The organism is uncultured Holdemanella sp., assembly GCF_958348295.1.
In the GTDB taxonomy this organism is placed as follows: Bacteria; Bacillota_I; Bacilli_A; order Erysipelotrichales; family Erysipelotrichaceae; genus Holdemanella.
Map to the genome: position 1 here is coordinate 1 of NZ_CATVYQ010000002.1, position 21,937 is coordinate 21,937.

25 protein-coding genes are annotated in these 21,937 nt (G+C 31.5%); 15 read left to right on the plus strand and 10 right to left on the minus strand.

Annotated elements, in window-relative coordinates; genetic code table 11:
- Nucleotides 1–109 precede the first annotated feature (109 nt).
- From Q3907_RS00455 to Q3907_RS00495, 9 genes are all read left to right on the plus strand, one after another.
- Nucleotides 110–988: an ABC transporter ATP-binding protein gene (locus tag Q3907_RS00455; protein ID WP_301896692.1), complete on the plus strand. Its 879-nt coding sequence runs from the start codon at nt 110–112 to the stop codon at nt 986–988.
- Nucleotides 989–992: 4 nt separating this feature from the next.
- A complete protein-coding gene (locus tag Q3907_RS00460; protein WP_301896694.1) occupies nt 993–2,000 on the plus strand; it encodes a hypothetical protein in 1,008 nt (335 codons plus the stop codon).
- Nucleotides 2,001–2,004: 4 nt separating this feature from the next.
- Nucleotides 2,005–3,330, plus strand: coding sequence for a hypothetical protein (locus tag Q3907_RS00465; RefSeq protein WP_301896695.1), 1,326 nt, complete (start codon nt 2,005–2,007; stop codon nt 3,328–3,330).
- Nucleotides 3,331–3,442: 112 nt separating this feature from the next.
- Nucleotides 3,443–4,312, plus strand: coding sequence for an ABC transporter ATP-binding protein (locus tag Q3907_RS00470; protein WP_301896697.1), 870 nt, complete (start codon nt 3,443–3,445; stop codon nt 4,310–4,312).
- A 2-nt stretch (nt 4,313–4,314) separates the two neighbouring features.
- On the plus strand, nt 4,315–5,430 hold the full coding sequence (locus Q3907_RS00475; protein WP_301896699.1) for an ABC transporter permease subunit: 1,116 nt from the start codon (nt 4,315–4,317) through the stop codon (nt 5,428–5,430).
- Nucleotide 5,431: 1 nt separating this feature from the next.
- Complete coding sequence (locus Q3907_RS00480) at nt 5,432–6,772, plus strand: hypothetical protein (RefSeq protein ID WP_301896701.1); 1,341 nt, start codon at nt 5,432–5,434, stop codon at nt 6,770–6,772.
- Complete coding sequence (locus Q3907_RS00485) at nt 6,765–7,007, plus strand: hypothetical protein (RefSeq protein ID WP_117992595.1); 243 nt, start codon at nt 6,765–6,767, stop codon at nt 7,005–7,007. The genes Q3907_RS00480 and Q3907_RS00485 overlap by 8 nt, the downstream gene beginning before the upstream one ends.
- Before the next feature lie 257 nt (nt 7,008–7,264).
- Complete coding sequence (locus tag Q3907_RS00490; RefSeq protein WP_301896704.1) at nt 7,265–7,663, plus strand: glycosyltransferase; 399 nt, start codon at nt 7,265–7,267, stop codon at nt 7,661–7,663.
- 8 nt (nt 7,664–7,671) lie between these two features.
- Nucleotides 7,672–8,313: a GtrA family protein gene (locus tag Q3907_RS00495; RefSeq protein WP_301896705.1), complete on the plus strand. Its 642-nt coding sequence runs from the start codon at nt 7,672–7,674 to the stop codon at nt 8,311–8,313.
- A 32-nt stretch (nt 8,314–8,345) separates the two neighbouring features.
- On the opposite strand, the gene Q3907_RS00500 is transcribed toward Q3907_RS00495, so the two are convergent.
- Genes Q3907_RS00500 through aroB form a run of 5 tightly spaced genes read right to left on the minus strand, consistent with a single transcriptional unit; the run spans nt 8,346 to nt 13,486 of the window.
- Nucleotides 8,346–9,209 (minus strand): YitT family protein, encoded by an 864-nt coding sequence (locus Q3907_RS00500; RefSeq protein ID WP_295646404.1) that lies wholly within the window; start codon nt 9,207–9,209, stop codon nt 8,346–8,348.
- Nucleotides 9,210–9,263: 54 nt separating this feature from the next.
- Nucleotides 9,264–10,118, minus strand: coding sequence for a prephenate dehydrogenase (locus Q3907_RS00505; protein ID WP_301896707.1), 855 nt, complete (start codon nt 10,116–10,118; stop codon nt 9,264–9,266).
- The gene (aroA, locus tag Q3907_RS00510) at nt 10,115–11,377 is read right to left on the minus strand and encodes a 3-phosphoshikimate 1-carboxyvinyltransferase (RefSeq protein WP_301896708.1); all 1,263 of its coding nucleotides are present in this window, start codon (nt 11,375–11,377) and stop codon (nt 10,115–10,117) included. Before aroA ends, Q3907_RS00505 begins: the two co-directional genes overlap by 4 nt.
- Nucleotides 11,374–12,483, minus strand: coding sequence for a chorismate synthase (gene aroC / locus Q3907_RS00515; protein ID WP_301896710.1), 1,110 nt, complete (start codon nt 12,481–12,483; stop codon nt 11,374–11,376). The genes aroA and aroC overlap by 4 nt, the downstream gene beginning before the upstream one ends.
- Nucleotides 12,473–13,486: a 3-dehydroquinate synthase gene (gene aroB / locus Q3907_RS00520; RefSeq protein WP_301896711.1), complete on the minus strand. Its 1,014-nt coding sequence runs from the start codon at nt 13,484–13,486 to the stop codon at nt 12,473–12,475. Before aroB ends, aroC begins: the two co-directional genes overlap by 11 nt.
- A 264-nt stretch (nt 13,487–13,750) precedes the next feature.
- Between aroB and Q3907_RS00525 the strand changes: the two genes are divergently transcribed.
- On the plus strand, nt 13,751–14,134 hold the full coding sequence (locus Q3907_RS00525; RefSeq protein ID WP_295646419.1) for a hypothetical protein: 384 nt from the start codon (nt 13,751–13,753) through the stop codon (nt 14,132–14,134).
- On the opposite strand, the gene Q3907_RS00530 is transcribed toward Q3907_RS00525, so the two are convergent.
- The 3 genes from Q3907_RS00530 to Q3907_RS00540 all read right to left on the minus strand — a co-directional run bounded on the left by Q3907_RS00530 (nt 14,129) and on the right by Q3907_RS00540 (nt 16,298).
- Complete coding sequence (locus Q3907_RS00530; RefSeq protein WP_295646422.1) at nt 14,129–14,656, minus strand: hypothetical protein; 528 nt, start codon at nt 14,654–14,656, stop codon at nt 14,129–14,131. The two genes, Q3907_RS00525 and Q3907_RS00530, sit on opposite strands and share 6 nt — an antisense overlap.
- A gap of 15 nt (nt 14,657–14,671) precedes the next feature.
- Nucleotides 14,672–15,259, minus strand: a complete 588-nt coding sequence (locus Q3907_RS00535; protein ID WP_301896713.1) for an Ltp family lipoprotein — start codon at nt 15,257–15,259, stop codon at nt 14,672–14,674.
- A gap of 70 nt (nt 15,260–15,329) precedes the next feature.
- Nucleotides 15,330–16,298 (minus strand): serine/threonine-protein kinase, encoded by a 969-nt coding sequence (locus Q3907_RS00540; protein WP_301896715.1) that lies wholly within the window; start codon nt 16,296–16,298, stop codon nt 15,330–15,332.
- A gap of 33 nt (nt 16,299–16,331) precedes the next feature.
- On the opposite strand from Q3907_RS00540, the gene Q3907_RS00545 reads away from it, so the two are divergent.
- Nucleotides 16,332–16,745 carry a hypothetical protein gene (locus Q3907_RS00545; RefSeq protein WP_186999132.1) on the plus strand — a complete coding sequence of 138 codons (414 nt, stop codon included), beginning with the start codon at nt 16,332–16,334 and terminating at the stop codon, nt 16,743–16,745.
- A gap of 16 nt (nt 16,746–16,761) precedes the next feature.
- Here the strand turns inward: Q3907_RS00545 and Q3907_RS00550 are convergent, their stop codons facing one another.
- Both Q3907_RS00550 and Q3907_RS00555 read right to left on the minus strand, forming a co-directional pair.
- The gene (locus tag Q3907_RS00550; RefSeq protein WP_295646433.1) at nt 16,762–17,544 is read right to left on the minus strand and encodes a DeoR/GlpR family DNA-binding transcription regulator; all 783 of its coding nucleotides are present in this window, start codon (nt 17,542–17,544) and stop codon (nt 16,762–16,764) included.
- Nucleotides 17,541–18,323, minus strand: a complete 783-nt coding sequence (locus Q3907_RS00555; RefSeq protein ID WP_186999130.1) for a hypothetical protein — start codon at nt 18,321–18,323, stop codon at nt 17,541–17,543. Before Q3907_RS00555 ends, Q3907_RS00550 begins: the two co-directional genes overlap by 4 nt.
- 213 nt (nt 18,324–18,536) lie before the next feature.
- Here Q3907_RS00555 and ulaG point away from each other — a divergent pair, with 213 nt between their 5' ends.
- The 4 genes from ulaG to Q3907_RS00575 are packed head-to-tail and all read left to right on the plus strand — an operon-like array spanning nt 18,537 to nt 21,903.
- On the plus strand, nt 18,537–19,640 hold the full coding sequence (ulaG, locus tag Q3907_RS00560) for an L-ascorbate 6-phosphate lactonase (protein ID WP_117925471.1): 1,104 nt from the start codon (nt 18,537–18,539) through the stop codon (nt 19,638–19,640).
- A 15-nt stretch (nt 19,641–19,655) separates the two neighbouring features.
- Nucleotides 19,656–20,108, plus strand: a complete 453-nt coding sequence (locus Q3907_RS00565) for a PTS sugar transporter subunit IIA (protein ID WP_117925469.1) — start codon at nt 19,656–19,658, stop codon at nt 20,106–20,108.
- Between the two features lie 17 nt (nt 20,109–20,125).
- Complete coding sequence (locus Q3907_RS00570) at nt 20,126–21,592, plus strand: PTS ascorbate transporter subunit IIC (protein ID WP_301896717.1); 1,467 nt, start codon at nt 20,126–20,128, stop codon at nt 21,590–21,592.
- Nucleotides 21,593–21,606: 14 nt separating this feature from the next.
- Nucleotides 21,607–21,903 carry a PTS sugar transporter subunit IIB gene (locus tag Q3907_RS00575; RefSeq protein ID WP_117571377.1) on the plus strand — a complete coding sequence of 99 codons (297 nt, stop codon included), beginning with the start codon at nt 21,607–21,609 and terminating at the stop codon, nt 21,901–21,903.
- Nucleotides 21,904–21,937: the final 34 nt, after the last annotated feature.

Genomic DNA, 21,937 nt, shown 5'->3' on the forward strand with positions numbered 1-21,937 from the left:
CATGGGATAAATAAAGTGTAAACCGAATTATGGATTTAAGCTATAAGTATTTAAGAGATAACATTTTGTTATCCCTTATTATATAGGGAAGGAATATGGGGGAATATATATGGAAATACTTAAAGTTGAAGGTGTTTCAAAGCAGATTAAAAATCATAAGATTTTAGATAATATTAGTTTTTCAATTTTTGAAAATGAAATTGTAGGATTGATTGGACCGAATGGTGCTGGAAAAAGTACAATCATGAAATGTATTACAGGACTATATCATATGAGTGAAGGGAAAATTACTATCTGTGGACATGATTTAAAGAGTGATTCATCCAATGCGTTAAAAAATATAGGTGTAAGTATTGAATATCCATCTTTATATCCAGAGTTATCTGGACATGAACATTTTAAAATCATGGCAAATTGGAAGCATTTAGATTCTAAAAGAATTGAGGAAATGGAGCAATTCAGTGATTTAAAGGATGGCTTATATCGAGCCACAGAACATTATTCGATGGGAATGAAACAAAGATTAGTATTGGCTTTGGCTATGATGGCTAAACCTAAATTGCTTATTATTGATGAGCCTACGAATGGTTTAGATCCACAAGCTATATTTGATTTAAGAAATAAGCTTTTAACTATACGAAATGAAGGAACAAGTATTTTATTATCTTCTCATCAGCTAAGTGAACTCGATAAATTAGCTGATCGAGCTTTATTTATTAAAAGTGGAAAATTGATCAAAGAGAAGAATATGGACGAACTTCGTCAAAATCATTCGATTTATCAATTAGAAGTTTCTAATCCGAAAAATGTATTGCTTCTTTTAAAAAATTCTTTTATTAAAGAGCATGTTCTTTATATGCAATGTGATTCCAAAGAAGAATTTTCTAAATCCTTGCAAATACTGATTCAAAATGATGTTTTGGTTTATTCCTTAGCTGAAGTGTATCAGGATTTGGAAACATATTATAAGGAACTATATAAGGGTTGAGCGTATGTTATTAAAAAATGAATTAAGATTTCTTTTTTCAAAAAGAAATATTTTAGCATTGATCCTTGTTTTAATTAGCGTTTTATCCGTGTATTTTTTTAAATACAATACTGAATATGAACAATATGCATCCAATCAAATCATGTATTATTATGAAACGTTAAATGAAGAAAACCAAAGAATCAATATTCTTCCAAAAGAAAAACTGAATGAGTTCTTTAGAGAGGATAGTATTTATTGTCAAAAGTTATTAAGTGATTGGAAAAATGACGAGGATGCAAAAATTATTGCAAAAGATATGTATGATAGGGATCAAAATATTTTAAAATATATTGATTCAGGTATGGATTTATCCAATTTTAAATCGATTCTTCAAAATAATAAACAAGACTTAAAAAAACGAATTCAAATGGAAAAAACATATATTGAAAATGAATATTATGACTTTGTATATCAAAATAAACCGACGGGTTGTTATTTGATGGTGCAATTTTTAAAAGGAAACAATCTTTTCTTTTATTTATTCATGATTTTGATTCTAGTGTGGAATGTGGATATATGGTCTAAAGATTTAGAAAACAATACATTTCGATATTTATTTACAATAGGGAAAAGTCGTAAATATGTATATATACTTCGCACGTTGTTACATATTTTTATCACTGTTTTTTTTAGTATACTATTTTTCGTTGTATTGTATTTGATTGGATATATATATTGTGGAAGTGGCATAGAGTTATTGATTGGAACAACACCGGTGATTACTTACTTATCTCATCATATTTTTTCTGTACTTGGATGGGTTTTGTTTAGTGCTTCATGTATACAATGTTTATCTTTGTTGACGAAAAATAAAGGAATGAGTCTAATGTTGACGGGATTATTATTTGTTTTTATGTATACATATTTGCATATTGAAACTTTATGGACCTATACATCTTTATTCTTTATAGGCGCAATATGCATACAGTTCATTTCATGTCTCTATTTAGAAAGATTGGATTTGGGTTAAGTTTATGGGTTTAGAAATAAAAAGTGTATTAAAGAACAAAGTGAGTGCTGTTATCTTTTTCATTTTATTGGTATTGAACATGGTGCAAGTACCAAATTATATGGGACATGAGTATGATGTGGAACAGAATATGAATATTTTTGAAACACAGATTCAACAATACCAAAGAGCTTTATCAGATATCAATCTACAATACATGGCCGTAAAACATATGGGTGCAGAGGAAAAGGTGTATTGGAATAGTTATCAGGATTATTTAAGCTGGGCTATTGATAATGCCAAAGCTGGATGGAATTTGTTTAACAAATATGGAAAAGAAGTTTTTAAAAATAAAGGATTAATAAAAAGATATAATGAAATTACATTATGGGATAAGCTGTATCATTTGGATGCTTTAAAAAAGAATGGTGATGAAAAATTTATGCGCCAAGTTCATAAATTAGGCTTTGAAGAAGCAGATATTTCATTTGATCAGAATCGGATTTTTATGATTGGTAGCCAAATATCTCAAAATAAAAAAGAAGATTATAGAACCGTTGAATTATCTGTTCAAGAACAGCTACATCAATTAGAAACAAATACGGAACAATATGTAGGAAAAGGTCCATGGTATTTTTTAGCACACCAGTTAAGAATAGACAGTTCATTTGCGTATTTGTTTATGCCTCTATGTTTGATTTATTGTGTTATTGTTTTAATGTACGAAAAAAAGACAGGTGTTTTTGAGCTCGAACAATTAAATGATGTGCACTTTTTCGTACACATACAAGTAAAATTATTTATAGCTTTTTTACTTCTTATGATTGCATCAATTGGTATTCCTTTTCTTTTGCTAGGAATTAGTAATGGCTTTGCAGGATGGGATACATGGCTGTTGGCTGACACTAAACATTTCTTCTCTTTTAGAAGGATGTATCATACAGACAATTATGTCATAAATAATATGTCTGAATATTATGCGACAGAACAAGGATTTATACCTGATTTATCTTTTATTCCATTATGGAAAGCTTTAATAATATCTTTACCATTAATTCTTCTAAAATTAGAACTTTATATTCAAATGGCTATGTTTTGTGTATATACCTTCACGAAAACAGGATTTAATTATTTATCTGGAATAATTTGTATTATTTTATATGTCATCAGTCAAAGAATGGATTTGATATCTTTTATAAATCCGTTTAGTATAACCCCAAGTTTGAGTGTTTTATCGGGTTGTGGTATGCAAAATTGGTTGAATTCGATTTGTATATGTGTCGTTTTTATTTTTGCTTTACTATTTATAAATTATGTGAGTGTTCGACAGAAAGATAAGATGAGCTTATGAAAAAAATATTGTTGTATAGAAAATGATAAAAGAAATGTTTTGGTTTACATTTAATTTTGTAACATTTTCAATTGTTCTAACTTCTAACTAAAAAAAAGGAGGGCTATTTATAATGATAAAACAAAATGTTTTAGATGTTTTAAATTTGTGTAAGTCATATGGCAATCATTTAGTGTTAGATGATATTTCGTTCTCTATTCGAGAAAATGAAATTGTAGGTTTTATTGGTCCTAATGGTGCAGGTAAAAGTACATTAATGAAATGTTTATGCGGGTTAATTCATATGGATTCTGGAAATGTTACTATATGTGGTCATAATATACAAAGTCAAAGAGAGAAGGCTTTGTCGCATCAGGCTAGTTTGATTGAAAGTCCAGGACTTTTCTTTAATATGACTGGTTATGAAAATCTTGAGATATTTGCCAGCTTAAAAAATGTATCGAAAGATAAACTACAACAAATGGCAGATTATACACGAATAGCAGATTATTTAAAGAAGCCTGTATCTAGCTATTCTTTAGGTATGAAACAAAGATTAGCACTTTCTATTGCATTGCTATCTTCTCCACAGTTCCTAATGTTAGATGAGCCTATGAATGGATTGGATCCATCGGGTGTATTTGAATTGCGAAAAGAGCTTCGTAAAATGGTGGATGAACAAGGAATGTCTTTATTGATTTCTAGCCATCAATTAAATGAAATTGAAAAGATTGCTGATCGAATTATTTATATTGAAAATGGTAAAATTAAAGAGGTAGAAAAACAAGAGCAGACAATCACATATCAAATTAGGGTGAATAAAATAATAACAGACCACCGGTTTAGGAAACTATCAGATTTTCTATATGAATTTTCTATTCAAAACCAAAATGAGCTATCCGTATATTTACGCAAGTTAGAAAGAGAAGACGTTCAGCTGCTGGATATCACTAATACAAGCGATGATTTAGAGAATATGTATACAAGAATTTATGGAGAATAGATATGGTTTATTTGTTAAAGTATGAATGGCATAAATTCATTCGCACAAAAAAGAATTGGCTTGTATTCTTATTGATTCTTTGTTCTTTTATAGGGTATGTTTCTTTTAACGGATACCAAAATCATGTATACATAGAAGCAAAAACTGAACAGTTTTCCATGGCAAGACAAAATGCTATGTATGATATTACGAATATGGCAAATTATCAGTTTTTGGCTAAAAAAGAAAAAGACAAACAATATTATGGAAATGCGATTGAATATTTTAAAAGGCTGTATTCCTGTGCAAATGATTTATACCGTGATTATTCTACTTCTGCAGTTTCTTTAGATGATTTAATGCAGTGGAATGATTTGTTAATTGAAGGAAAAATAAAAAAGTATACGATTATTTCGTATACAACGTATTCTTTAGATTATCTAAAAAAGACACAGAAAGAATATAGGTATTTAAAAAAGAATCATATTCCAATTAAGCATTCGCCTTATGTTTGTACAACATCTAATTTGGCTGTGAATTTATCGAATCATTATTTAGGTGCAGTTTTATTAATTTTATACTTCCTTTTGATTTTTGATATATTTAAAGAATTCGATCAAGGTGTGTATAAAATATTGTTTACTTCAAAATACGATACTTTAAAAATTATTCTTACTAAAGTGGTATTTTCTATTTTTTTGTTAATTGGATTTATTTGTTTGATAGTTCTATTATTTGGCATAAATACAATGATTTTTGGTATGGGAAATACGCAATATTCATTTTCAGTGGGAAATCATATATATATGGAAAGTAAGATACTAATGTATATTATTTTTATAACAATAGCTATGAGTTTATTTCTGATAGGTATCTATACATTAATTTCTTGCTTGTTTAAATCAACTACGACATCTTTGGTGATTACTATAACGCTTTATTTAATGGTTAATCTTTTTAGTCAGAACTTACATAAAATTAATTATTTCATTGGATTTTTAAATGTTGATATGTTTAGTATGCTTCAACAGAATAAAATTTTTACCATTTGTATAATGAATATTGTTGTTTTAATAGTTTGTGTGATTTTAAGCGTTTTATTGTTAAAAAAGAGAGATTTGATTGTAACGGGTGATTGATATGTTTAAATTTATGAAATTTGAAATAAAACGTAACTTAAAAAAATCACAGGTTAAAATATTAATTGGGCTTTTGCTTATATGCGAACTTGTCATGTTGGTTGTATTAAACAATAAGGCACAGATAGAAGACGTATTTTCATTATCTCAAGGGTCAATGGAAGTTAGTGCTTTAACTCGTTTTAATTTACCTGATTCGAAAAGAAAATATATCGAAAAACAGATTGAATCTGTAAATAATAAAGGGAAGTTTTTTGAATACTACAAAGAGAATAAACAGTGGAAGAAAATGTATATAACGGGTATGGAAGTCTATTGTTACAATGTGGATATGCGTACGAGCGTACCGATAAAATCACAGTCAACTTTTGATTATACAAATCATGAGAAAGAGTTAAAACAGATTCAAAAAAAATATAAATTAACACGAGTACCACCAAATCCCAAAGAGTGTACATGGTTTCAACCTGTAGGAACGGCTGGCTATGAAATGATTCCAACATATCAGCAGGGAGCACGTTATTTTGAGAGATTATACCGAAATGAATTGAGCCCTCTTTGCTATTCAAGCGTAGACAGTGCTACAATTTTAATACAACTAAGTCGAAATGTATTGTTTTTGGGCATTCCCATTCTAATTGTATTGTTATTTTTTAATGTACGAAAAAATTATCATGACGATGGTTTGGATAAATCTTTAATGGTTATACCTGGATTGAAAAATAAATTTTATATATACAAATTTACTTCAGATCTCATTTTGATTTTTGGTGTTGTATTCGTTCCTATATTAATATTTTCAATCATTCTAGGCATAAAGTCAGGATTTCAAAATTTTAAATATCCAATTTTAGCTAATATGGATGGAATTACAGGTTTTAGTTTTTCAAGAATTAAAGATTTTGTAAATGGAACACAACGCTGTATTTCGAAAAATGCTATGTATAATGTAGGTTTAACATATTACAGTACAGAAATGGCACGAAATCCTTATTTGGATTATACGACATTAGGAATTGTCATTATTTTGACAGTAGTAATGCTTATACTGTTGATTGGTGTTTATTATCAGTTTACTTTTATGGTTTCCTATCTTATTAAAAATGCGTATATAGGATTATTTATTAGTTTATTTGTTATAGCAGGACTATACTTTTTATCACCGCTAGGTTCTTTAAATATGATAAATATAATTAATCCACTTACTTATAGAGATCCAACAATGATTATTACTGGAACAAGTAGTTTTCCATATTCAATTGGAACGATAGTGTTGCTAATATACAATGTTTTGCTTTTTGTATTAAATAGAAAGGTGTTTAATGAAAATTATTATGAATAAAAAACCAGGAAGAGTATTATTGATATGCATAATTGTGCTTGCTATTATTTGTCCTTTGCATATCTATCATGATAAGAAAAAAGTAGAAGATATAAAGTCTGGTGCAATTGTAATCCAAAATTCAGAAACACCTATTGATGAATTACATCCGGAATTTGCATATTTATGGCTGTTTCCATATGGAATTGTAGAAGTGGTACTACTATCTTTGTATTATGTTCGAACAAGAGATTGATTAACTACAATTGAAAAAGTAGGGAGCAGGTTATGAAAAAAATAATAATGGTTTTGGTTATCTCTTTCTCAGAGCTAAAATCCCTATGACTTTTAAAGGTTGATTTATCCCTATCTAGTTTTATATATTCTTTATTCCATGGTCTTTTTTGTATATTCAACCGAATTGAATATTTTTCTTTCATTGTATATATCTTTCGATTCAAAAGCCATATATGATAAAGGTATAGTATACATATTTTGTTTAGGGAGAAGAAGATGGGAGCATATGATAATTGTATTATCCTGATTCCAGCATTACAGCCAGATGAGCGCTTGATTCAAATGATTCATGGATTACATGAACGTGGTTTTCATAAAATTGCTGTTACGGATGATGGAAGTAGTGATGATCGACAGAAATACTTTCAAGAAGTAGAAATAATGGGCGTTAAAGTGATTCATCATTCTAAAAAAATGGGAAAAGGGGTAGCTTTAAGAAGTGCATTACGATTGGCGGATGAAAAAATAGGAGAATCTGATTTCTATATAACGGCCGATTGTGATGGTCAATACTCGCCGGAAGATATTGAAAAGGTCGCAAAAGAATTATTAGAAAATCCAGATTGTTTTGTGCTCGGAGTACGTACATACGAAAGAAAAAAGGTAAGAAAGTAAGATTTTGGTTGAATTCTTGCCAGAAATTATTTTTCCGTATTACCAATCATGGAAAGGAATGTCCAGATCCTAGAAGTGGACTTCGTGGTTTTCCAGCTTCATTAAAAAAACTAGCACTATGTACAGAAGGAAAGTCGTATGATTATGAATTGAATTTTCTAGATGCAGCCATACAAAAAACACCGATTGTAGTTGTACCTATTTGTTCAGAAACACATAATAGGAATGAAACAAGTCATTTTCGTCCGGTTGTAGATTTACTAGGAATGTATTTAAAATTCTGGAAATATCTATTTACATCAAATGTTGCGACTGTATTTGATTTAGTTTTCTTTATAATATTTGAAAGTTTGTTTTCTAAACTCGGTACGATTTCAATTTTTGTGGCAACTATATGCGCGAGAGCTATTAGTGGTAGTGTGGGATATATATTAAATCGTTATATTAGTTTTCATAGTAAATTAAATCCAGGAAGAGAAATGGTTCGCTATTCCATTGTGTTTGTATGTCAGATGGCTGCCAGTGGTATTTTGGTATCCTTACTAAGTGTTATTCCAATTCCTACTGTTATTGTAAAAGCTATCATTGATACAATTTTATTTTTTGTCGTCTACAATATTCAAAAAAATTGGGTATTTACCGAGAAATAAAAAAGACATCCTGCTTTGGGATGTCTTTAAATTTATCTAAGCTTTTCGACTCTTTTCTTATTATTCCAAGTACCGATGACTTCATTGACTGTAGATACAGTAACGAATGCTTCAATATCACTTTCTTGAAGATAATATAGTAATTTTTTATATTCATTTGTAGCCATGATTGTGACAAGTTCTGTATGTTCTGTTTTATCATAACCACCTTTTGCCGAATATAAAGTAACACCACGCCTTAATGTGTTCATAATATAATCTTGAATCACTTCATATTCTTTGGATAAGATACAAATCTTCTTTTTCTTATTAAAACCATCAATAAAATAATCTACAGCCTGACCATTGGCTAGGGTTGCCAATGCACCAACCACTAAAGCACCAATATCATATACAATTAGACTTGTTGTACAAATGAGTAGCCCAACTAATGTACAAGCTTTACCAAGATCCATATGTGTATATTTATTTACAATTTTCGCGATAATATCCGTTCCACCACTTGATGCGTTTACACGAAATAGTATGGTTTGTCCAAAAGCTAAAATTAATATATATGTAGCCATGTCAAAAACAGCATTTTGAGTTAAAGAAATATTGTTTGGATAGATTCTTTCAAATACAGCTAGAAATAAAGGTAATAATAAAGAGGCATAAATTGTTTTTGTCCCAAATTCCTTACCAATTAGAACAATACCTAGAATCAACAATAAGGCGTTGATCACAAAGGTAAGTGTAGAAATAGATAGACTTGTGATTTTAGCTAAAACCATAGCTAAACCAGTAACACTTCCAGTGATGACTTCACTAGGAATCAAGAAGAAATATATGGCGACACTGATGATGAACATGGCGAGTGTAATAGTTAAAAAACTTTTTATTGTATTCGTTTTCATTTGTAAAACCTCCACTTTTTATTATGCCAAAAAAAGTGTAAAAAAAGAAGAGCATTATCTCTTCTTCGCATCGGTTTTATTAAACTTATCTCTACGCTTTGTGGATTGAATGAATAGGCGTTTCATTTCTTGTGTATCTTCTTGTTCTAAAGAATCTCTAAAGTGAGAGATCGAATCGATAAACTGGTTGATTTCATCTAATAAGATATCTTTATTCATGATAAATAATTCGGTCCATAAATCTTCATTGATTTTCGCAATACGAGTTAAATCCCGAAAGCTATCTCCCGTATATTCTACAAGATGTGCATTGTCATGGGTATTCATTAAAGATACCGCAATGACATGGGTTAATTGAGATAAAAAGCCAATCATTTTATCATGCTCTTCAATGGATAGTGTACAAATTCTACCAAATTCCATTTTATGAGCTAATTCTTTTACGGCTTCAATTGTTTCGGCTTTATTCTTCTGAGTAGGAACAAGAATAAAGTTTGAACCTTTAAAAATAGTTTCATCACTAAATTCAATACCACGAGATTCTCTACCACACATGGGGTGAATGCTTAATAATTCAAGATCTTCTCGTAATACATCTTGGATGGGTTTGACAATATTTGTCTTTACACCACTAATATCCATTAATAATGAATTTTTAGGAATATCATTCTGATAGACTTCAATCCAAGGAAGAATTTTAGTTGGATATAAACAGAAGATAAATGTATCACACTTTGAAATGACATCTAAAGGATTTGTGCTACCATCCACGATGATTTTTAATTCTTTGGCTTTATCAATCGTTTGTTTAGAAACATCAATACCATACACGTTGTAGTTTAAGTGTGTTAGTTTCTTCGCAAAACTTGCTCCCATTAATCCAAGTCCGATAATCGCAATGTTTCTCATAGAATCTCAACCTTTCCACCTAAGCTTTGAATGTCTTCAAAGAAAGTAGGATAACTCTTTGTGATGGCTTGAGCATCATCAATAATACATTCAGAATCTGCACATAATCCAAATACAGTCATTGCCATAACGATACGGTGGTCATTATGTCCAAAGATTTCAATTGTCTTATTTGATTGGTAGTGTTCTTTACCATGAATTTGAATCGAATCAAATGTGGATGTAATGTCTACACCCCATTTTTTAAGCTCGGTTTCCATTGCCTCAATACGATCACTTTCTTTCATGCGTAAACGAGCTGCATTCACAATATTTGTTTCACCATTTGTGAAACTGGCTAAGACACATAAGATTGGTCCTAAATCCGGACAATTAGATAAGTCGATAGTTTGTGGTGCAGGTTGTTTTTTTGCGAATGTGATTGTATCCTTGTTACTTGTATAACTAGGAATACAATCTAGAATGGCCTTATCACCTTGAATACTAGACATGTCCATGTTGGAGCATGAAAGAGTATTGTTTAAAGTGCCTAATACCGCAAAGAAGGCTAGTTGAGAAAAGTCTCCTTCTACCGAAACGTCTTGTGCTTTATAGTGCTGGTTTCCTTTGATTAAATAGGAATTTGAACTTGTTTCTATAATTTCAATACCAAATTTCGCTAACATTTGAATCGTTAAATTTACATAGCTCTTCGATTCATAAGGCTCAGTAATTGTTAGTGTACTATCTTGATTTAATAATGGAAGGACAAACATGAATCCTGTAATAAATTGGCTGGAAATATCTCCTTGTACAACATAGTCTTTTGCTTTTAGATTTCCACTCACAATGATTTCTTGATTGGATTGATTAAATTCAATGTTTTGTTCTTTAAATTCATTTTCATATACATCCATAGGTCTTTGAAGCAATCTTCCTTGACCTAAAAATTTAACTTTGGCATTTGTACATGCAGCAAGTGGAATCAAGAAACGTAAAGTAGAACCGGATTCATTCGCATTGCACGTAATGTTTCCTTCTTGTTTAAAAAGATTTGTACCTGTTACTTCATATGTAGTTTCATCGATTTGTTTAATTTTAGCACCCAAAGCTTTCATACAGCCAACAGTTGCTTCAATATCCTTTGAGTTTGTGACATTAGAAACAATACTTGTACCATCACTTAATGAGGCGCAAATTAAAGCTCTATGCGCCATAGATTTGGATGCAGGTATTTTTACATTTCCATGTACTTTACTTGGTGTTACTTTTACTTTCATTCAAAATCCCCCTGAAGTGGCTTAATGGCAAGCCTAGACATATATAAATCTAATAAACCAAACGCAACTACACTATCCACTACAATTCTTGCTCGGTGCAAGATGCATGGGTCGTGTCTTCCTTGAATTTTAAGATCCACGTTTTCTTTTGAAAGATAATCCACAGATTCTTGTGTTTTAAAAATCGATGGCGTTGGCTTAATGCAAGTATGGATCAAAATTGGCATACCATTTGTGATGCCACCATTGATTCCGGCATTATTATTGGTTTTTGTTTCAATTTTATCATTAAAACGGAAGGCATCATTGGCTTGTGAGCCTTTTAATTTCGCAAAGCCAAATCCTTCGCCAAAGGAAACACCTTTGACGGCTGGTACAGAGAAAATTAAGTGGGATAAAATACTTTCTACAGAATCAAAGAAAGGTTCTCCTAGTCCTGCAGGAAGGCCTATAATAGCGGTTTCTAAAACACCACCTAATGAATCACCTTCAGCAGCTGTTTTTTCGATTTTTTGAATCATTTGATCTTTGACTTGATTATCTAAAACCGCAAAATTTTTATCATTGACTTCTTGAATTTGTTTTTCTAGAACAGTGTAGTCTTTAGAGAAAGGAATATCTGAAAGGGTATATAAACTTTCAATGTGTGATCCAATTACTATGCCCTGTGATTTTAGAATTTGTCGACATATACTTCCAGCAGCTACAATGCATGCGGTAAGTCTTCCGGAAAAGTGTCCGCCACCACGATAGTCTTGATATCCATTGTATTTTTCAAAGGCAGTAAAATCAGCATGTCCAGGACGCAATCTTCCATGGAAGGCAGAATAGTCTTTTGATTTAGTGTTTTGATTCTCAATGATAATTGTAAGTGCAGTTCCTGTTGTATATTCGTTATACATTCCTGAAATAATATGCACTTCATCCGCTTCATGTCTTTGGGTTGAAATTTTACCTGTTGCCTTACGCTTATCCATATCGGCTTTGATTTGTTCCATATCGACCTGAAAGCCTGCAGGAAGACCATCTAATGTGATACCAATGGCTGGACCGTGACTTTCACCAAATAATGTCCAAGATATATTTGTACCGAAATTATTTTTCATAAGGTCCTCTTTCTAATACGTTTTGTATGTCTTCAAAAGAAAGTTCTTTGATGATATAAGAACCAGATTGTTTCACTAGAATTGTAGAGACTGTGTTATGACTGCTTTTCTTATCATGTGTTACATATTCTAATAATGTGGCAGTATCATAGTCTGGTACTTGAGGCAAATCTAGTTTTTTATAGATGTTTAATACGCGTTGTTTTAGTGCTTCATCTTCAATAAAGAATAACATACCCATTGCCACACATTCTCCATGAAGATATGTATTTAATCCATATGCCGATTCAATGGCGTGTCCAATGGTATGTCCAAAGTTTAGAATCTTTCTAAGATTACTTTCTCTTTCATCTTGTTGAACAACGTCACGCTTTAATTCAATGGAACGCGTAATAATCGCATCGATATCTAATGTGTCTTGTTCAAATAAAGAGACTAAGTGATCATCTAGAATCAGTCCCATTTTAAGTGCTTCACAAAGACCGTTGTGTTGTTGGCGAATGGAAAGAGTCGATAATACGTTTGGATCAATAATAACGGTTTTTGGTTGCCAGAAAGCACCTACAATATTTTTATAGGAACCCATATCAATGGCAACTTTACCACCTACACTTGAATCAACCTGGCTTAATACGGTTGTTGGAATGTTGTAGAAATCAATGCCGCGCATGTAGCTTGCAGCGACAAAGCCTGCAAGATCTCCAACAACGCCTCCACCTACTGCGATAATGGCATCTTTTCGAGACATGTTGTGTTGAATCATTTCTTCTAAAAGATGTTTATATTGATCAAAACATTTGGATGGTTCTCCTTGTGGTATCGTACATACAAATGAATCTGGACATTGTTCTTTGACGATGTTGACCCATTTTTCTGGAACACCTGTATCTGTGATAATCGCAATCTTTTTTGTGACTGGAATATATTCATGTACTTTTTGAATTGCGTTTCTTTCAATAAATATTGGATATGAATGATTTTGTAAATCGACATTTAGCTTCATAATAAAAAACTCCTTTCATATATCATACCATGAACAGAACTCTTTTTCAGAAAATTTCTGAAAGAAATAGGTCGATGAATATATGGAGTACGCGTTAAGACTCAATACTATTTGAAATTGAAAATAAAGGATACGTATCGTGTCACAAATATTGGAAAAAATATAGAAGATTTAATGATTGCGTGTCTTTTGTATGATGTGAGTTATTGCACACAGTTCAAAACATAGGATGAGTGGTAAAATCATGGAAGGGTATCTAGTAAAGTGGTTCGTGAATTTCTGAAATTGATTGATTATCCGAAAGAGAGAATTCAGGATATGTGTTTTGCGATTGCGATTCATGTGGATTTAAAAGCTGATTTTGATGGGGAATATAATGCGTTTACACTGAGTGTACAAGAGGCGGATAATATTGATCGTGTAGGTGCGTATCGATTATATGAAACATTAGAAGCTGTACAGTTTAGTAAACAACCAATAGAAGTACAGATTCAGTATGTGGATTTGATGCTACAAACATTGAATGAATATACTTCTTATACATGTGCTACAAAGACGGTACAAGCATTATGGCTAGACCGTATTCAATTTCAAATCGATTATTTTGAGCGTTTAAAAGATCAATTCAAAATATCCACAGCCTTATAAGCTGTGGATAAATGTTTCTACACGATACATGATTTGTTTCAGATTCTTAATATCTGTTTGAATATTTCCTGTTTCTAAGGAATGATTTCCATCAACAATACTATGAAATTCAATAAGATGATAAATACAATAACGCTCAATCTTATCGAAGGTAGCCCATTGGTCTTTGGTTCCAGAATACACTAAATCTTTTTGTTGGAGATATTCCAAAGTAAAATCTAATGGTGTGAAATAGATATTGGCAGTTAACTTATATTCATGGGCAAGCTTAGCTGCGCAATAGGTTCCAATACTTTTAGATATGAATAGAATGGAATCAAATGTGCCTAAATCCATTTTTTCAATTTGATTTTTGGCTTGTCTATACGCTTCATCTTTAGATTTATTTAAATCAAAGTCTAGGTTTTTAAAATGAATTTCTTTGATTTCATAATCCATATTCTTTAATATCTTCTTTGAATAATATAGTAATGGTTTATCAGTGTGATATCCAATTCCAGGAAATAATATAGCGAGTTTCATGCCTTTAGTATAAGATTAGTTATCTAAATTATCAATGGCATATTGTGCTTCTTCAGCTGTGAATTTTTCTCCATATTCCGAAGTTAATTGATCATAGATGGCATCTTTTGACATGTTCATAGTTTCTTGATAGTTCTTTGCGGACTTTAAAGCTGCTTCTAAATAGTCTCCCTTAATATTGTCAATCGCATATTGTGCTTGCTCGGCAGTAAATTTTTCTCCGCTTTCAGAAGTTAATTGATCATAGATTCGAGCTTTTGACATATGCATCGTCTTTTTGTAGTTTTCTCCGCATTTTAATGCATTTTCATTATAATCCGCATTTAGATTATCAATCGCATATTGTGCAGCTTCTGCATCAAACTTTTCTCCATATTCCGAAGTCAATTGATCATAGATTCTTTGTTTGGACATGTGCATCATTTTACTGTAATTTTCAGCTTTATGCAGTGCATTACGATACTCTTTTGGAACACTTGTATCTTCCTTTGTTTCTACGACCTTTTCTTTTGTTTCTTTTTTTACTTCATCATTTGAAGTTGAGCATGCGACAGCCGATAGGACAATGGCAGCCCCTAAAAATACTTTTAAACCCTTTTTCATATATACTCCTTATTCCTTTTTTTAAGTATAGGAAATAAAGAAAGGATTTTGGTATGCCATGAGCATACATTTAAATTAGGGAATCAATCCACATAAAAAACCATACGTCTAAACATACGAATATAAAGAAAATAATGGAATAAAGGATTGGCCACGGTACTTTAGACATGTGTTTATGGAATAGATTTTTATTATAGTAAAGGAATAAACCAAAATATATAAACAAAAAACAACTTAGTTTATTGATAAAGCTATTATTGATGGTTTCACCTGGCTCCATATCTACCACAATCATAAGCGTAAATACGATCCAAGCTAAACTGATCATCTTAGATTTGAATGTGTCATTATTAAGGGGAGGAATAACAACTAGTTTTTGTTGAATGGCTAAATCCATCTCTTTCACAGAATTATAGCGGTTCTTATAATCTAATTGTGTTGCCTTTAAAATGATTTGTTTTAAATCAAAGGGAATATTGTCTTGATGTTCTAATGAACCATTTAATAAGTAGTTCATTAATTTGCCCAAGGCATAAATGTCAGTTTGTGGATTGGATTGTTGAAAACCAAATTGTTCAGGTGCTGCATAGCCAACACTGCCTAAAATAAGGGTATCTTTACTTTTCTTGGAATCTAGAAAACGAGCAATGCCAAAATCAAGGAGTGTAACCTTATTATCATGGTAAATAATATTTTCTGGTTTGATATCACGATGGATAATGGGTGGGTTTAACTTATGTAATGAATCTAAACACTCGCATAATTGATGCATGATGTCTTTAACTTGTTCTTTTGAAAAGGATTGTTGATCCAACGTTTTACCTTCTATATATTCCTCAATTAGTATTAGATGGTTGTCATTTTCTTGTATCACAAAAATTTTAGGTAAGTAAGGATTCTTTATCTTTTGAAGTGTTTGATAAAGTGTTTTATCATAATAATTCAATTCTTTCTGGATATATTTTGCATGTGATGTTTCATGTTCTACTAATGAAATTGTTTTATCTTGATCTTGTTTAATTATTTGTAAAGTCTTCATAAATTGCTCTTTCTTGTGTATATTATAAGTATTATGGCAGAGACAAATCAATTATTAAAAACAATTCAAGAAACAAAGAGTGATGGTTTAAATACTTTAATGGAAAGTCTAGATGATTTAACTTTTTCACAATATTTAAATCACATATTAGAAATTAAACATGTAACTAAGGCACAAGTATTATCGAAGACAACGATTCAAAGGAATTATGGGTATCAAATCTTTGATGGATCAAAGGTTCCTAATAAAGATAAGGTGATTCAATTAAGTTTAGGATTAGGCTTGGATTTGCGTATGACAAATAACTTATTGTCATTATCGAATAATGGTATGTTGTATCCAAAGGTAAAAAGAGATGCATTATTGATTTATTGTATCGAAAATCATAAGAGTGTATATGAAACCAATGAATGTTTGATGGAGTATAGGTTAGAGTTGTTGGACTAAAAAAAGAAATGATTTCTCATTTCTTATAATTAAGTAGTGGATCTAATTGTTTGACAAGAATACCCTTTTCTTCAAATTCTTCTATTTGTTCAGCAGGCACTCGAGTATCTGTGATTAGATATGCGAATGAGTCTGGCTTTGCGACTACAAATTGATGCACATAATTAATTTTTGTCGCATCTGCTAAAATAAAGGCAGCCCCACTGCACCTAGAAATCATAGCTTCATTGATGATTACTTCCGGAAGTATTGCCGTACTCATGCCGACTTCGCTGTCAAATCCGTTGCATCCTAAGAATGCCTTGTTGGCTTTGACTCTTTGAAGATTGTTTAAGGCAAAATCACCGGTCATTGTTTCTTTAGGGAAACGAAGCTCGCCGCCAGTCATTACAATTTGTACATTTGGGTCATGATCACAGAAAATAGCTTTTCCGTTATTTGTGATGATTGTGACTCTTTTTCCTATGATATATTTTATGATTAATAGTGCAGTTGAGCTTGTATTGATGAAAATTGTATCTCCATCATCTACAAATGTTGCAGCAAACTTGGCAATCGCATGTTTATAAGCTTCATTTGGATCTATGTCATGTTCAACAAAATTTTGAACAAGTTTAGCACCACCATAGAAACGTTCAACAGCTCCCATGTCTTCCCAATATTGTAAATCTCTACGAATTGTTAATGGTGTTACATTCAATTCTGAAGCCAGTTCTTCCACGTTTACAGTACCTTTGACCTGTATTTTTTGCATGATTTTTTTTCGTCGCTTATCTACGACTTCTTTTGTCATTTTCATAAAACCTCTCCCTTTTTACATGTGTTACTTAACCCTTTTAATGTTATTATTTTATTTTTATAATTTTCACAAAGATGCTTTTCTTTTATTTTATTACATAATAATCCGAATTGATAATAGTATTGTGCTTTTTCTCTAGGATTCATATTTTCTGTGTTAACGGATTTAAATACATTCAAACTTTGTTTATAATCCTTTCTTGATACTAAGTATACGGCATCCATAAATTCCCAGTTAAATAATGGTGAAACCTTTGCACCTTTTACTTTTGTGTTACGCATTCTTTCTAATTTATTATATTCTTGCTTTGCACAATCTAAATCATTCAACATAAATGAACAATAGAACTTTGTGTAATGATAAATCAATAACTGATCAATTGAACTGTGGAAAAACTTTGAGTTTTCTTCAATATGTTCCAAGCACTTCTTATATTCCATTTGATCTATATAATATAAAGTATCGAATATTTTTTTATCATTTTTATAGGCGTGAAATACGTCTTTTTTTAATAGTTCATTAAATTGTTTATTTGCTTTTTCAGGATTTAAATCATAGGCAATTGTTTTGATTGCCTTTCTATATAAATGCTTTAAATATTCAGAATAAAGTGCAATGCCCAAGATAATGATTAATAGAATGATAAATAGTATTTTAGTAGATATAAATTCAGCTTGAATGATCTTATAAATACTGTAGCCTGCAAATAAAATATAGAATGTATAAGATATAATTTGTTGAGCATTTTGTGAAAAAGACATCTTTTCTAATGTTTTCATGTTGTACCTTCTTTCTTTAAGTTTATTTTATCTAAAAAGAACATATAAGTCAATCATATAACGGGATTAAAAGAACGTAAAAATGGATATAAAGAATTAAACAATCATAAAAAAGTTAAAACAAACATATAATGTGATTGTTTTTAATCTTTTAATGTTTTATGATTTGAACGTCAAAAAACCATGGTAAAAAAACAGAAAGAGGAAAACAAAATGTCAAAAGTAGATGAAATTACAAGAGATTCTTGGATCATGTCAACTTTCCCAGAATGGGGTACTTGGTTGAATGAAGAAATTGAAAATGAAGAAGTAAAACCTGGCACTGTAGCAATGTGGTGGCTAGGATGTACTGGTATTTGGTTTAAAACACCTGGTGGTGCAAACATTACAATTGACTTATGGGCAGGTAATGGTAAACGTACTCATGGTGATGGAAAAATGAAAGTTGGCCATCAAATGGCTAATATGTGCGGATGTAGAAATATGCAGCCAAATTTAAGAGCCGTACCATTTGTAATCGATCCATTCGCAATTAAGCAAGTAGATGCAGTATTAGCAACACACTATCATCAAGATCACATGTCAGCTGAATATGCTAGTCACGTACTAAAATCAGGAATGACTACAGTGGATGAAAATGGAAATGAAATTCCAGTACCATTCATTGGTCCTAAAAAATCTGTTGAATTGTGGCAAAAATGGGGCGTACCTGCAGATCGTTGCATTACAGTAAAACCTGGAGATACATTTAAAATTAAAGATATTGAAATTGTTGTGCTAGATTCATTTGATCGTACTTGTATCACAACAACGGATTCACAGGGGCCGGATCGTGAAGATCTTCGTGGCAAATGTCCAACAGATATGGATGATAAGGCTGTGAATTACTTAGTAAAAACACCAGGAGGAAATATTTATCATTCAGGAGATTCTCATTATTCAATTTATTATGCAAAACATGGTAAAGATTACGATATTGATGTTGCGTTTGGATCATATGGAGAAAACCCAGTTGGAATGCAAGATAAAATGACAAGTGTAGATATCTTACGTATGGCTGAGGCTTTAAGAACAGATGTAGTTATTCCTATTCACTATGATGTTTGGACTAACTTTAAAGCAGACCCAAAAGAAATTGAATTGTTATATAATTATAAGAAAGATGTGTTAGATTACAAATTCCATCCATTTATTTGGGATGTAGGTGGTAAATATGTATATCCAACAGATAAAGCAAAACGTCAATATCACTATCGTAGAGGGTTTGAGGATTGCTTCGAAGAGGAACCTAACGTTCCATATCGATCAGTTTTATAAGAAGAGGTAATGAATATGTTGAAAGAAATTGTTGAAAAAGGACACTATTGTTTTGTTGAGAAAGTTGATTCGTGGCAAGACGCCATTCGACAAAGTTATGCACCTTTGTTAAAGGATAATACAGTTGAAAATGAATATGTAGAAGCTGTTATTGAATGTGTCAATAAATATGGACCTTATATTGTGATTGTTCCAGGTATTGCGATGCCACACTCAACAGAAGGAGCAGTAGGATGTAATGGAACAGCTATTTCATTTATGAAGGTGGAAGAAGAAGTTGATTTTGATCCAGAAGATCCAGATAAAAAGGCAAAATTGTTCTTCTCTTTAGCAGCAATTGACCATGATCAGCATATTCAAAATATACAATCATTAATGGATACTTTGATGAATGAGGATATCGTTGAAGCATTGATGAATGCAAAAACAAAAGGTGATTTAGAAGAAATCGTTAATCAATATGAATAATATATGAGGAGAGTAAAATGAATATAATAATGACAGTATGGGACTTTTTTGCGACAAATATTTTGACGCAACCCGCATATTTTATCGGTTTGATCGTATTTATCGGTTACTTATTATTGAAAAAACCAATTTACGATGCATTTGCAGGATTTATTAAAGCTACAGTAGGATACATGATTTTAAGTGTTGGTTCTTCTGGCTTAGTTGGAAACTTTAGACCAATCTTAGTTGGATTAAAAGATCGTTTCAATTTACACGCAATGGTTATTGATCCATATTTTGGACAAAACGCTGTTACAGAAGGTTTACAGGAACAATTTGGTAGAACGTTCTCTCAAGTTATGATCTTATTGTTGATCGCATTTATTATGAACTTAATTTTAGTTCGATTAAAAAAATGGACAAAAATGCGTGCTGTATTTACAACAGGTCATGTACAGATGCAACAAGCATCAACAGCATTCTGGTTGATTCTATTCTGCTTCCCTAAATTAGGAAGTACACCGATTCTAATTGTTATGGGATTGATTTTAGGATTGTATTGGGCTGTTGGTTCAAACTTAACAGTAGAAATTACGCAGGAATTAACTGAAGGTGGAGGTTTTGCGATTGCTCACCAACAAATGTTTGGTATCGCATTATTTGGTAATATTGCTAAAAAGATGAAGGGTGAAAATTCAAAACGTTTGGATGATTTAAAATTCCCAGGATTCTTATCTATCTTTAATGAAAATATGGTCGCAACATCTATCTTGATGTTCTTATTCTTTGGTGCTATTTTAATGGTATTAGGAAAGGATTATTTAGTTGAAGCTGGATTTATCGCAGAAACACAAAACTTCTTCTTCTATACTATGACAACAGCGTTTAACTTTGCGGTATATCTAGCTATCTTACAATTAGGTGTTCGTACATTCGTTACAGAACTTACAAATTCATTCCAAGGTATTTCTAATTCATTTTTACCTGGAGCTGTTCCTGGTATTGATTGTGCCGCTGTATTTGGATCTGGTAGTTCAAATGCTGTAACAGTAGGATTCTTAATGGGTGCTTTAGGACAATTCTTAGCGATTGGTGCTTTATTGTTGATGCATTCACCAACATTGGTAATTGCAGGTTTCGTTCCTGTATTCTTCGATAATGCAGTTATCGCTGTATATGCTGATAATCGTGGTGGTATCAAAGCTGCAATGCTTCTTCCATTTATTTCTGGTTTAATTCAAGTATTCGGATCTGCTTTAATCGCTGGCTGGGTAGGATTAAGTCAATACGGAGGATATTTAGGAATGTTTGACTGGGCAACAGTATGGCCAATCTTTACAGTAATCATGAAATATGCTGGATACGTAGGTGTAGGAATCGTAGTATTGATTTTGGTGGCAATTCCACAATTACAATATCGTAAACACCCAGATACATATTTCTTAATTACAGAAGATTATGATGCATATTTAGAAAAAGTACAAGCTGTAAGTGCTGAATAAAAGGAGATATTACAATGGCAAAATTAAAATTATTAGTATGTTGTGGCAATGGTGCTGGAACAAGTATGATGATTAAATTAAATGTTGAAAAAGTGGCTAAAAAGATGGGACTTGATGTACAAGAAATTCATCACTGTGCAGTGAGTGAAGGAAAGTCTGCTGCTGGAAATTATGATATCGTATTGTGTTCAAAAAACTTCGTTCCTATGTTTGAAGACTCAAAGAAACGTGGAACTAAAGTTGTTGGACTTAAGAATGTAATGTCTGCAAAAGAAATCGAAGAAGGCTTAAAAGCAGCACTTAGTGAATAATAAAAAAATGAAAGCTGCGTTTATGCAGCTTTTC